General features: G+C 59.5%; 8 protein-coding genes. 6 read left to right on the forward strand and 2 right to left on the reverse strand.

The genetic code is table 11. The features are described from left to right. Positions 1–583 precede the first annotated feature (583 nt). The 3 genes from BGC09_RS02920 (at position 584) to BGC09_RS02930 (ending at position 4,278) form a co-directional block, all read left to right on the forward strand. Positions 584–838 carry a DUF433 domain-containing protein gene (locus BGC09_RS02920; protein WP_069801924.1) on the forward strand — a complete coding sequence of 85 codons (255 nt, stop codon included), beginning with the start codon at positions 584–586 and terminating at the stop codon, positions 836–838. Between the two features lie 591 nt (positions 839–1,429). After that, complete coding sequence (locus BGC09_RS02925) at positions 1,430–1,612, forward strand: hypothetical protein (RefSeq protein WP_069801926.1); 183 nt, start codon at positions 1,430–1,432, stop codon at positions 1,610–1,612. A gap of 161 nt (positions 1,613–1,773) precedes the next feature. Beyond that, positions 1,774–4,278 (forward strand): mannose-1-phosphate guanyltransferase, encoded by a 2,505-nt coding sequence (locus tag BGC09_RS02930; protein WP_069801928.1) that lies wholly within the window; start codon positions 1,774–1,776, stop codon positions 4,276–4,278. 378 nt (positions 4,279–4,656) lie between these two features. Here BGC09_RS02930 and BGC09_RS02935 read toward each other — a convergent pair whose 3' ends face one another. Further along, the gene (locus tag BGC09_RS02935) at positions 4,657–5,673 is read right to left on the reverse strand and encodes an NAD-dependent epimerase/dehydratase family protein (protein WP_069801930.1); all 1,017 of its coding nucleotides are present in this window, start codon (positions 5,671–5,673) and stop codon (positions 4,657–4,659) included. 457 nt (positions 5,674–6,130) lie between these two features. Beyond that, positions 6,131–6,331, reverse strand: a complete 201-nt coding sequence (locus tag BGC09_RS02940; RefSeq protein ID WP_052888497.1) for a helix-turn-helix domain-containing protein — start codon at positions 6,329–6,331, stop codon at positions 6,131–6,133. 447 nt (positions 6,332–6,778) lie between these two features. On the opposite strand from BGC09_RS02940, the gene BGC09_RS02945 reads away from it, so the two are divergent. The 3 genes from BGC09_RS02945 (at position 6,779) to BGC09_RS02955 (ending at position 12,723) form a co-directional block, all read left to right on the forward strand. Further along, positions 6,779–8,191 carry a metallophosphoesterase gene (locus BGC09_RS02945; protein WP_069801932.1) on the forward strand — a complete coding sequence of 471 codons (1,413 nt, stop codon included), beginning with the start codon at positions 6,779–6,781 and terminating at the stop codon, positions 8,189–8,191. 91 nt (positions 8,192–8,282) lie between these two features. Continuing rightward, complete coding sequence (polA, locus tag BGC09_RS02950) at positions 8,283–11,453, forward strand: DNA polymerase I (RefSeq protein ID WP_069801933.1); 3,171 nt, start codon at positions 8,283–8,285, stop codon at positions 11,451–11,453. A gap of 91 nt (positions 11,454–11,544) precedes the next feature. After that, positions 11,545–12,723 carry an LL-diaminopimelate aminotransferase gene (locus BGC09_RS02955; protein ID WP_069801935.1) on the forward strand — a complete coding sequence of 393 codons (1,179 nt, stop codon included), beginning with the start codon at positions 11,545–11,547 and terminating at the stop codon, positions 12,721–12,723. Positions 12,724–12,903 lie beyond the last annotated feature (180 nt).

Raw genomic sequence — 12,903 nt, forward strand, 5'->3', positions numbered from 1 at the left:
CGCTCCGCCGTTGCCGCTCCACCAGACCAGCTCGCTCATCTCGGCCTGCCCGCTCTAGAGACCTTGCCCACCAGACTTCTCCGCGGGCACCAGGCCGGCTAGTAGCGACAATTCAGCGCCCTGTACACGCTCTGTTTGCATGCAGCGGAGACGAAGAATGTGAGAGCACTACCGACCGGCACTGGTCCTGCGGTAAGCCATACAGGCGGGAGTTAACCGACTTTCACTTTCCAAGCGGGCCAGGTTCGTTCCCACCTTCCGGCTGGGGCCACACTCAGGAGGCGCCCCTCCCTTCCCGATTGGTGTGACTGGTTAACTCGCCACCTGCGTGGCATTCACGTTCAGGCATGTGCACACCACCTCCTTTCATTGCGCTAATTGTAACATTGCATTTCAGGTGCTGTCAAGCTTTTCGTTGAAATTTACTTGAACACTTTTTCCTTGAGCTTTTCGACCAGAACGCCAACGTCAACAGGAACGATCAACCGTGCGGATTTTAAGGGTTCTTTCATGCCCATGCGCAGGTTCTCAAGGCTTGAAATAATATACAATAAGATTGGTCCAGGAAAGGAGGAGTTCCGCTATGCCCATCGAGCGTACCGCTCATCCCTATATTGTTCGTGACTCCGCCATCTACGGTGGCGAGCCCATCATCGAAGGCACACGCACCGGCGTGCGCCATGTGATCCTGCTCTTCCAGTCGGGCAAGGACCCCGAAGAGATCGCGCGCATCCATCGCTTGAGTCTGGCTCAAGTCTATGATGCTATCAGCTATTTTTACGATAACGAAGAGGAAATCGAGCGCTACATTCGTAACCAGTCTTGGGACGGTGACTAAGCGACCGCTCCTTGCCTGGTGGCCTGTCCGCGTTGGCCATTAAGCAGTGCTGGTGCCCGTCCGACTCCGGCACCTCCTCTTTGCTCCTTTTGTCAGACACTGGCGGGAGAGAGTATAGCCAGCCTGTTCATCAGGGCTAGCCACAGAGCCGCTTGACGCGCTATACTGTATACATAGTATACTGGCGGAAATCAGCCCGGTGGAGCTGAAGGTAAGTGGCGCAGGGCGGCTCTTCTTCCTCTTCGCCACGCTCTCCAGGGCTGTTCTCCCGCTTCGCCACGCGACCACACGCCTGTTCTGTTCTGTTCTATCCTGCTCTGTCCTGTCCTGTTTTGTCCTGTCCTATCCTGTCCTGGTGCTCAAGGCTGATGTCGACCTTCTGATGCTCGCCGGCACAGCTCTTTTCCTCTCTGCCAGGGCCGCTGGGCACTGTGCTGATAGGCTGCATCCCAGCCGCGCCGCGGGGGCCTGGTTGGGTTGGCAGAGCCTTCGCTTCTCAATGGAGCCGTCCGGCCAGTTGCGCTCGCACGTCCTGCGAGCACGTCCTGCGAGGAAGATATGGAAGAGCAGCAAGAAAGGAGGACCTGATAGATGCAGCAATACAGCGATCTGCTAATCGATGCCCTCCTGGATGAGGGCTTCACGGTCGAGGAGGCCAGTCGCCTGATCGAGCTGCGTGAGGCCTATGAAGAGCAGCTTGCCCGCGAGGAGACCCCCTATCAGCGCTTCATGCACTGGCTGATCGACCACAGCCACTTGAGCGATTACCTGTAGCATTCAAACCAAGCAAGCAAGGGCAGAAAATCCTTGTAGCTGCCTTCTGCTGTGAGGTACAATAGCAATGAGGCAGGCAGTAGACCACGGCGCAGCCCCCTGCTGCGCCGTTGCAGTTTCCATGACCAGATGAGCAACCCCGCGCCAAGGAGAGAGAAGTCATGAAAGCGGTTGTTATGGCCGGAGGGGAAGGATCTCGCCTACGTCCCCTGACCATTAAGCGCCCCAAGCCAATGGTGCCGATCGTGGGCAAGCCCGTCATGGAGCATATCCTGAACCTCCTGAAGCGACATGGCATCACCGAGGTCATCGTCACGGTCCAGTACCTGGCAAGCAATATTGAGGACTACTTCGGCAATGGCTCGCAGTTCGGCATGCGCATCACCTACTCTCGCGAGGATGTTCCGCTAGGGACCGCCGGCAGCGTGAAGAACGCCGAGGAGCACCTGACCGAGCCGTTCCTTGTGATCAGTGGCGATGCGCTCACCGATTATAATCTGAGCGATATCATCCGCTTTCATCAGGAAAAGCAAGCGCTGGCAACGTTGACGCTCGCTCATGTCCATAATCCACTCGAGTACGGGGTCATTATCACGAACGAGGATGGCCATATCACGCAATTTCTGGAGAAGCCTAGCTGGGGCGAGGTCTTCAGCGATACGATCAATACAGGTATCTATGTGCTCGATCCCCGCGTGCTGACCTACTTCGAGAAGAATAAGCCCTTCGATTTCAGCCAGGATCTCTTTCCGTTGATGCTCAAAAAGGGTGACCCCATCTATGGCTATATCGCCAGCGGCTACTGGTGCGATGTGGGGAACCTGAGCGAGTATATGCGTGCCAACGCCGATGCTTTGCAGGGACGAGTCCAGATCGAGATTCCTGGTCGCCATATTGGCAACAGTATCTGGTGCGAAGAGGGCGTGGAGATCGCTGAGGATGCTCAGCTCTACGGCCCGGTTTACCTGGGGCATGACTGCAAGATTAAGTCGGGCGCCATTATCCACGGGCCGAGCATTATCGGCCACTATACGATCATCGATGAGCGGGCCCAGGTCGACCGGAGCATCATCTGGAATAACTCCTATATCGGTGAGCGAGCTGAGCTGCGCGGCGCTCTCGTCGGCTCGTCGACGAGCATTAAGAGCAAGGCCGTGATGTTCGAAGGCTCGGTGATCGGCGATAACTCGATCGTCCAGGAGGGCGCCATTATTCAGCCCAACGTGAAGATCTGGCCCGATAAGGAGATCGAGACTGGCGCCGTGATCAATAATAGTATCATCTGGGGTTCGCAGGGTAGACGCGGCCTCTTTGGGCGCTACGGGGTGACGGGTCTGGTGAATATCGATCTGACTCCCGAGTTCGCCGCCAGCCTTGGCGCAGCTTACGGCGCCATTCTTCCCAAGGGCAGCATTGTGGCTGTCAATCGCGATTCATCACACCGCACGTCACGGATGATTAAACGGGCGATTGTGGCTGGCCTCCCCTCGGCAGGCATCAACGTCCACGACATTAATCAGGTACCAATCCCGGTGGCCCGCTACTATGTGCGGAATACGGAGGCCGTCGGCGGTATCCATGTGCGCCTCTCTCCTCACGATCCGCGCATTGTCGACATTAAGTTCTTTGACCAGTATGGTCTCGATATCAATAAGGCGACCGAGCGCAAGGTGGAGAACCTCTACTTCCGTGAGGATTTCCGCCGCGTCTATATCGACGACCTGGGGTCGATCGAGGTCCAGGAGAATGAGCGCGTGCTCAATCTCTATCTGGAGGGCTTCCACAAGGTAGTCGATGAGGGGCTGATCCATCAGCGCAAGTTCCAGATCGTCATGGACTACGCACACGGCAGTACGACGCAGCTGCTGCCCGGCATTTTTAACCGCCTCGGCGTGGATGTCATTATCTTGAATACGAGCGCCGATGAGTCGCTGGTGACCCGTACGAAGGATGAGGTGGAGCGCGATCTGCAGCGCCTGGCGACGATTACGGCAGCCCTGCATACGGATCTGGGTGTCCGTATCGATCCGGCAGGCGAGCGCATCGCTGTGGTAGATGACCGTGGGCGCATCCTGGATGGGATGAAGATGTTGGCGGTGATGACGAGCCTGATGCTGCGCCGCTTCCACCAGGCCACAGTGGCAGCCCCGGTCACAGCCCCCAGCGCCCTTCAGCATATCGCTAAGCGCTACGATGGCTACATTCTGCATACGCGCGTTCTGCCTCAAGCGCTGATGGCAACGGCCAGTCGCGAGGGGGTGGTGCTGGTCGGCGATGGCGAGGGCGGCTTCATTTTCCCGGAGTTCCTGCCCGCCTTTGATGGAATGATGGCCGTGGCTAAGCTGCTGGAGCTGCTGGCCTACTTTGAGGTGAAGCTCTCTGAGGTGGTGGACGATCTGCCGAGCTACTACTTGAGCCGCACGCGCGTGGCTTGCCCCTGGGAGCACAAGGGCAAGGTCATGCGTATCCTGAGTGAGCAGTATCGCGAGCGACGGGCCAAGCCGATCGATGGGATTAAGATCGACCTGGGAAGCAAGGAGTGGGTGCTGGTGTTGCCCGATGCCGATCGACCGCTCTTCCATGTGGTGGCAGAGTCGGAGTCGAGCGAGCAAGCCCAGGCGCTGGCTGAGAAGTATGCGCGCGTGGTCAGCGGCTTGCAACAGTAGCTTCTTCTGACCCGGTCCGCAAACACTCAGCCGCGGAACCAGCCCAGCCGGATCGGAAGGGCAGACGCCCCGTTCAGGGCATCTGCTTGCGCCTTTTTCGGCTGCAGTTGGCTTTCACCCTAAAAAGAGGCCCCGTTGCGGTGGAGGGAGTGGCCGCAACGGGGCTTATGCGTTCGGTGTCCGGTCCGATGTCGCCAGATGTCGCCAGATGTCGCCAGATGTCGCCACTGTCACCGCGCCAGCGTAGGGGAAAGATAGCAGGCAGTCTTCTCGCTCGCTGATCTCTTTCCTGCTCGCTGGTCACTCTCTCCTGTAGCCCAAGGGTCAGCGGTATCCCACACACGGTGAGCTAGCCGCCCCTCCGGCTGGGTCCGCCCTCTAGGCCGAAGCTGAGGCAGCCAGGCGCGAAGACGGCGCCGCTTCGACAGAACGCGCCAGGACAGGCTGAAGCGGTACAGGCGGCAGACTGTGGCCCAGACTGGCGCAGATGCTTTGAGCAGTGCGCCATATCCCCTCTTCGAGATCAACACTCGGCTGCCAGCCAAGGAGTTGCCGCGCCCGACTGTTGTCGAGCGCAATGGCCGCCCCCGTCCTCCCACGCTCGCTGAGATAGAGCGGAGGTACTTCGCTGGTGAGCAGGGCCGCTGCATGCTGGTAGAATTCTTCAAGGCTGGTCCCACTGCCACTGCTGATGTGAATGGTCCGGTTGCTGCCCCGCTCAAGCGCCAGGAGATGAGCCTGGACAACATCGGCAATGTAGATGTGGTCGCGTTTCTCCCCCTGGGGGGCACGAATGACTACCCGTCTTCGCTCTAGCAGGCTGTAGATGAATTCGGTTAGGGGGTGTTGGGCGCTTTGTCTCTCAGTTTCTCCATAGACATCAGCATAGCGCAGAATAACATGCTCTATTCCATAGTGGCGGCTATAGTAGCGAATATACCATTCTCCAGCAAGTTTGCTAATGTCGAGAGGACGCCGTGGACAGAGCGGGGCCTCTTCGGTGAGAGGAAGCGCCTGGCCTTCGCCAGCGTAGAGATCGTTGCCGCCAGAGGCAAAGATAATGCGACCAACGTTGGCCGCAATGCAGCCATCAAGCAGGTTGAGCAGGCCATGCAGGTTGATGTCAGCATCGGTCAGCGGACGCTGACCAGGCTGCAGCGCTGAACGACAGGCCGCGTGATGGCTGACGATCTCTGGACGCTCCATCTGGAGCACGGCGTGTAGCCGCGGGTCCCGAATGTCTAGCTGGTAGAAGCGCGCTCGCGGATCAAGGCGCTCCCGTGCGCCGCTGGCCAGTGAGTCAATGACAATGACTTGGTGACCAGCATCCAGACAGGCACGAGTCAGGTGCGACCCGATAAACCCAGCTCCGCCAGTGATGGCGATCTTGACCAAGTGTGTCTCTCCCTTCTGTGCTTGCTTGGCTTGCCGCTGCCTCGATCGGTGGCCCTCCGCTATCTCTAGTGTAGCGCTGACCTCTATTACATATATATAGATACATCTATAAAGCAAAATGGAAATAATTGCTTGCAGATATGATGTTGGTCAATCGACCCATCTCTTTCTGTAAGAGGAAGCTCAGGAAAGAATTGGCGAGAGGCGGTGCATCGGGCAGGTGAAGATGACAGTTCGCGCACCTCTGGTCGGAGGTGTCTGGTTTCGCTGTCGTCTGCGCTCCTTCCGAAGTGGCTCTCGCGGAGAGCGGGAGTGATCTGGACTGATGCCGGTATGGGGGCGAAGGGAGCTGCGCCGGCGGGGGTACGGCGCAGGTTGGGAACGTGGGGTCTGCTCGCTGTGCCAGCCGCCGCTGGGCTGCAGATCTTCTCTGGCTGAACCAGCGGCGGCTGGTTCCCTACGATGCAGGGGTGGTTCCTCGCATGAGCGCATCCAGCGTGGACTTCTTGATACGGTAAGCCTGGCGCTTGCCACGATGGGGGAGGGTGATCGCCTCCAGGGCTCCGCTTTTGATCCAACGACGCACCGTTGTATCGTCCACGCGCAGGCGGCGCGCAACTTCACGTACCGTGAGCAGTTCTTCCAGATCCTCAGCCATAGCAGTCTCTCCTACTCTTTGGGATTAGCTCGTAACAGGCGCGATCACCAGCGTTCCTCTGACACCCCAGGCGCGCCGCTTTCTCCTTGTTGGCCGGAGAGAGCCGGATCGCCTCCCGGTCAAGCCCGGAAGGGGTGCCATCTGGCGATTCACGAGCAGACGTTTTTTCGGTCCCTCTATACGAGAGTATATCCCTGGGGGTAGCATCCTCCCGTGAGGCCAGAACAGTTGAACGCTGTCTGCCAGTTAACTACACTATACAACTACGCACAAACGTACTAAAATGGAGCAGATGTCAGGTTGGCGTCTGCCTTCTTCTTCTGGAAGGAAGCGGTTACTCCGGCTGCCGCTTCGGGGGGCATCTGGCAGAATGCTTTCTTAAGAAGGGAAGACAGGCGCGTACTCGGCTTCCGAGCGCTCCGAAAGACTGGAAGGGGTTCTTTCTTGATGCCTGTGACCATTCTGGTCGTCAGTGATCTCCACCTTGCTCATGGCCAACAGCCTTTCGAGGGTTTCTCTGAGCAGCAACAACGCGCCTGGGAAGAGTTTCTGCAGGCTGCTGCTCCCGGCGGTCTCCTCGTCGAGAAAGGGGTTGATGAGAGAGTCGAGCTGGTGATCAATGGCGACGGCTTTGATTTTTTGGCAGCTGCTCCTTTATGGCACGATCGCACCCGGACGGTGGCTCAGGCTCTGGAGAAGTTAGAGCGGATCGTTGCCGCTCATGGGCCTTTCTTTGAGGCGCTAGCTCAGTTTTTGAGACAGCCCCAACGGCGTGTGACCTTCGTGCCCGGCAATCACGATATTGAGCTGCTCTTGCCTGCAGTACAGCAGCGCCTGCGCCAGGCAGTGGGTTGGCCGGAGGCTTCAGAGGAACGGCTCCGCTTCTGGCCACGTGCGCGCTACGAGCCGCTGCCGACAATTGCCATAGAACATGGCAATCTTTATGATTTTTGGAATCACCGCCGTGCCGGTCTGTGGACTGCCAGCGGTGAGCCGCTACCCCCTCCAGAGGAGATTCTGCTCTCCCCCGGTTCGTGGTATTATCAAGAGGCAGGGGCGCTGATCCATCGCCGTTTTCCGTATTTCGACCACCTGGAGCCGTCGCTCGGCTATCCACGTCAGATGGCGCTGCTGAGTCTCTTTGCTCCTGAGCTGCTGCGCGAGGTGGTGACAAATCTTGTTGGGCTGTTGAGCCAGCCGCGTCAGCCGTTGGCCGGCTTACGCGCCAACGAGGAGAACCAGGCTTTGCGCCTTTTCGAGGAGGCGATGCTGGATCTGGCCGCCTTCCAGCGCGATATGGAGCGCCAGAAAAGCGACTGGCAGCCAGTGCCAGGCTGGGACGAACAGCGGGCTACGGCAGCGTTACTGGAGGAGTATACACTGCTGCGGGAAGCACTGGCTCAGGCTAGCCAGCCGACAGCGACTGAGCAGACTCTGCTGGAGGTGGTGGCTCGCATTTTGGGACGGCCAACAGCGCCCAAGGGGACAGGCCCCACCGGCGCCGGCTTGCGGGCCCTGCTGCAGCGTGAGCCTCGCCTGCATTATGCCCTGGCCGGCCATACTCATGCGTGGCTCGTGGAGCCGCTAGCCGAGAGCCACCAATCCTATCTGAATACGGGTACCTGGACGTGGCGCCTGGCCAGGCCCACACCGGAGGAGATCACTCCGGCGATGTTAGCCTGGCTGCGCTCTCCAGACTGGCCTCCTACGCCGACAACCTCGCCGCTGCGCGAGGTCACACAGTTTACGTTCGCCCTGATCCGCGCCAGCGATGACGGGACTCAGACGACAGCCAGCCTTTGCGCCTGGGAGACCCGTTCTCAGCCAGCTTACCGGGTCCTGGCTACGGCTGCCTCCTGAGCGCGTGAGGATCAGGTTGCAATGGGAGCAAAGCAGTGAGCACGCCAGTCATGAGAGGAGCTTGCGTGGCCTGAAGGGTTGAGTAGAAAGTATGAGTGAAAGCGACATTTTAAGAGCACAGGAGAAGCCTCGATGCGGTGAGAGCGGCAAAAAGCTGCTCCTGGTCGATGGACATGCTTTGATCCACCGAGCCTTTCATGCGCTGCCGGAGATGCTGACGACGAGCAGCGGCGAGGCTGTGAATGCGGTCCTTGGCTTCGCCAGCATGCTGATGAAGGCTCTGGCCGACGTGCGGCCAGACTACGTCGCCGTGACCTTCGATCGCTCGGTGCCTACCTTCCGTCATGAGGCCCTTCCAACGTACAAGGCGCAGCGCCCTCCGCTCCCACCAGTAATGCGCCCGCAGTTTGAGCGTGTCCGTGAGCTGGTGCAGGCTTTCAATTTTCCTGTCTACGAGCTGGACGGCTTTGAGGCTGACGATCTGCTCGGAACACTGGCACGGCAGGCCACGGAGCAGGGCCTGGAGACGATTATTCTGACTGGCGATATGGATACGCTGCAGCTGGTCGATGAGTGCGTGCGCGTGATGGTGGCCAAACGTGGCATCAGCGAGGTAACGGTCTACGATCGGGCCGCGGTACAAGCACGCTATGGCATTGAACCGGCACAGCTGCCAGACTTCAAGGGCCTGGTCGGCGACCCGTCAGATAATATTCCTGGCGTGCCTGGGATTGGGGAGAAGACCGCCAGCCGGCTGATCGCTACCTACGGCAGCCTTGAGGCGGTGCTGGAACACCTGGCCGAGCTGAAACCTAAAGAGCAGAAAGCCCTCAGTGAGGCACGCGAGCAGGCGATCCAAAGCAAGTACCTGGCTACAATTGTCCGCGACGCTCCCGTGCAGCTTGATCTGACCGCTTGCGATATCAGACGCTTCAATCGCGAGAAGACGCTGGCTCTCTTCCGCAGGTTGGAGTTTCACTCGCTGGTCGATCGACTGCCCGGTCCCAGTGGGACTTTCGGCTCCGGCGACACAAGGGGCAACGAGAAGACAGGCAGCCAGGGACAGACCATTGCTCTCGCTACAGAACAGCCAGCCCCCAAGGAGTCGGCCAGCGTTCAACGGGGGGATGAGGCTCACGACGAGCAGGCCGCACCGCTGGGCCTTGTTCCCATTCTGGAGCCCCCTCCTCCACCAACTCAGCTCACTCAGGCTGGCCAACCAGGGAGAGCAGTGGAATTCGCTTCGGCATCTCAGAAGCCTGCCAGCAGGTTGCCGTCCCAGCAGAGGGAGAGGGACCACTCCCACGATCAGGTAGAGCAACTGGCGCTCTTTGAGCTGGCAGCTCAGGCAGAGGCAGAGGTGCGCCATCTCCGCCTGCCAGCCGTTGGTGAAAGTCTTCCGCTTCCGCTCCTTGAGCCGGTTAGCGAGAAAACAACCAATACGCTGCTCATCACCAGCGAGGAGGCGCTCACAGTCCTGGTGCACAGTCTACGCCAGGCGGGAGCCTTCGCCTTTGACATCGAAACCTCCTCTGAAGACCCGTGGCGGGCCGAGCTGGTCGGGCTGGCTTTCAGTATGGCCCCCGGCGAGGCCTACTATGTCCCTCTTGGCCACCAGCGAACACTCGACGGCGAAGAGCCACCGACTCAGCTTCCCTTACCACTCGTCTTGGAGCGACTGCGCCCAGTCCTGGAGGATGTGCACATCGCCAAATATATGCATAATGCGAAGTACGATCTGCTGGTGATGGCACGCTACGGCGTACGCATTCAGGGACTCACGTTCGATACGCTCCTGGCTGCCTATCTGCTCGACCCAGGCCGGCGCGGTCTGGGACTGAAAGAGCAAGTCTTCCAGCGCCTGGGCTACGTGATGACCCCCATTGCTCAGCTCATCGGCAGTGGTAGCAAGGCCATCAGCATGGCCCAGGTTTCGGCAATGCGCGCCGCCGAGTACGCGGGAGCCGACGCCGACATGACCCTGCGCCTGGTAGAGCCGCTGCGACGCGACCTGCAGCGCCAGGGCCTGTGGAAGCTGTTCGAACGCATCGAGACGCCGCTTGTGGATGTGCTGGTTCAGATGGAACTGCATGGGGTGGCCCTGGATGCCGACTTTCTACGCGACTTCGGGGAGCGTCTCAACGAGCAAATTCGCCTCCTGGAGCAGAAGATCTACGACGCAGTCGGACATCGTTTCAACATCAATTCAACGCGACAGCTCGCTGAGGTTCTCTTTGGTGAGCTAAAGCTGCCCACAGGACGCAAGACACGTACTGGGTATTCCGTCAGCGCCGAGGTCATTGAAAGCCTCAAGGGCCTTCATCCAGTGGTTGATGCTTTGCTGGAGTACCGCCAGCTCACGAAGCTGAAATCTACTTACGTCGATGGCTTGCTGGCCCTGATGGACCCCGTGACCGGGCGCGTGCACACGTCGTTCAATCAGGCAGTGACTTCTAGCGGACGGCTGTCGTCCAGCAATCCTAACCTGCAGAACATCCCTGTGCGTACGGAGATCGGGCGTCAGATTCGGCGCGCCTTCATTGCGGACCCGAGCTACCTCCTGCTCACCGCCGACTATTCCCAGATCGAGCTACGCATTCTGGCACGCATCACAGGCGAGAAGCGCCTGGTGGAAGCCTTCCAGCGGGGCGAAGATATTCATACGATCACTGCCGCCTCCCTCTTCCATGTGCCAGTGAATCAGGTAACGCCTGAGCAGCGCCGCCTGGCCAAAACCGTGGTCTATGCCATTCTCTATGGTCAGTCGGCCTTCGGGCTGGCCCAGGTGACCGGCATGAGCAACTCCGAGGCCAGCGACTTCATCAAGCGCTATCATGAGACCTTCCCCGAGGTACGGCGCTATGTAGATGCAACCTTGAACCAGGCTTACAAGCAAGGCTATGTGAATACGCTCTTTGGGCGCAAGCGCTTCCTGCCAGACTTGCGAACGCTCAGCGGACCGGAGCGCCAGGCCCTGGAGCGTGAGGCGATCAACATGCCCATCCAGGGTACTAACGCAGATGTGATCAAGATCGCCATGATCCGCATCCACCATGCCCTGCAGGAGCGTGGCTTAAAGACGCGCATGATCCTTCAGGTGCATGACGAGCTGGTGTTTGAGGTACCAGTGGAGGAGTTGGAGGCGACCCGCCGCCTGGTACGGACTATTATGGAGGACATCCCGGAGATTACGGAGAAGGTCCCGCTTAAGGTGGAAACCAAAGTGGGGCGGAACTGGTACGAGGCCGCTCCTGCCGAGTAGGCCGCCGCCCCGGTGAGCCGCTGCCGCCCGCCGTAGGAATGCTGGCGGCTTCGGCTTGATCTTGCTTGCGAACGCAAAAGGAGAGCCATCCGTGCAGCTATCACGCCTTGTTCAGAGTCTCCCCCCCTATCATTTTGCTGAAACCCAGAAGAAGCTGGCCGCCCGCCAGGCGGCAGGGGTTGATGTGATCAATCTGTCGATGGGCGATCCTGATTTGCCTGCCCCCACCCCTGTCATTGAACGGCTCTGCCAGGCGGCCCACGATCCAGAGAACCATCGCTATCCCGAGTATCGCGGCCTGCGCGCCCTCCATGAGGCCTTCGTCTCCTGGTTCCAGCGGCGCTTCGGCGTGACACTGACACCGGAAGAGGAAACTCTGCCGCTCCTGGGATCAAAAGAGGGTTTAGCCTATGTGGCGATGGCAGTGCTTAACCCAGGCGATGTGGCCCTCGTGCCCGATCCCAACTACACCGTTTATGTGACGGGCACGACCAGTACTGGCGCTCACCCCTATTTGCTGTCGCTGCGCGAAAGCCATGATTATCTGCCCGACCTGGACAGCATTCCTTCCTCGGTGCTGCAACAGGCCCGCCTCCTTTGGCTGAACTATCCAAACAACCCAACTGCCGCCTGCGCCGACCGCGCTTTTTTTGAGCGCGCAGTCGCTTTCGCTCGTCGACACGACCTGTTGATCGTGCACGACATGGCCTACGCCGAAGTGTATTTCGAACAGCGCCCCCCGAGCATTCTGGAGATTCCAGGGGCGCGCGAGGTGGCCGTTGAGCTGCACTCGCTCAGTAAGACCTACAATATGGCTGGCTTCCGCGCCGGCTGGCTCGTTGGCAACCGCGAGGTTGTGGACGCTGTGGGACGGCTCAAGAGTAATGTCGATAGCGGGATGTTCCGCCCAATCCAGTATGCAGCCATCGCGGCTTTGCAGTTGCCCGATTCCTGGATACAGGAGCGAAACGCTGTCTACCGCCGCCGCCGTGATTTGCTTGTGGCAGGCTGCAATTCCTTGGGGCTGCGCACGCGCCAGACGCAGGCTGGCCTCTACGTCTGGGCTGCGGTGCCCGCAGGCTCAGGCTTTAAGGCTCGCGATTTTGCCAGCTGGCTCTTCGATCAGACCGGTGTGCTGCTGACCCCCGGGTCAAACTTCGGCGCCGCCGGTGAGGGCTATCTGCGCATCTCAATGACCGCTCCCGAGGAGCGCATCGAGACCGCGCTGCAGCGAATGAGGGCCGCTCTGCGCGAGCTACCACGCTCCTAAGCCCCTGACCGGTGCAAGAGCAGAGCAGGCTGCTTTCTATCACCTGACGGGCCGGCTTCGCCAGGCCACTGGCTGGGTCGTCCATAAGCCAGCTAGATCGATGCCTATTTCAAACGCTGCCTCGCTTGACCAGCGCTCGTGCAGCAACAAGAGCGATGGATGGAGAGATCACTAGCAGGA

The sequence above is a fragment of the Thermogemmatispora onikobensis genome, assembly GCF_001748285.1.
Lineage (GTDB): Bacteria > Chloroflexota > Ktedonobacteria > Ktedonobacterales > Ktedonobacteraceae > Thermogemmatispora > Thermogemmatispora onikobensis.

Excerpts from the sequence above, each read along its gene's own strand:
- BGC09_RS02945 (WP_069801932.1), top strand. The coding sequence starts at position 6,779 with ATGCCTGTGACCATTCTGGTCGTCAGTGATCTCCACCTTGCTCATGGC.
- BGC09_RS02940 (WP_052888497.1), bottom strand. The coding sequence starts at position 6,331 with ATGGCTGAGGATCTGGAAGAACTGCTCACGGTACGTGAAGTTGCGCGC.
- BGC09_RS02925 (WP_069801926.1), top strand. The coding sequence starts at position 1,430 with ATGCAGCAATACAGCGATCTGCTAATCGATGCCCTCCTGGATGAGGGC.
- BGC09_RS02930 (WP_069801928.1), top strand. The coding sequence starts at position 1,774 with ATGAAAGCGGTTGTTATGGCCGGAGGGGAAGGATCTCGCCTACGTCCC.
- BGC09_RS02920 (WP_069801924.1), top strand. The coding sequence starts at position 584 with ATGCCCATCGAGCGTACCGCTCATCCCTATATTGTTCGTGACTCCGCC.
- polA (WP_069801933.1), top strand. The coding sequence starts at position 8,283 with ATGAGTGAAAGCGACATTTTAAGAGCACAGGAGAAGCCTCGATGCGGT.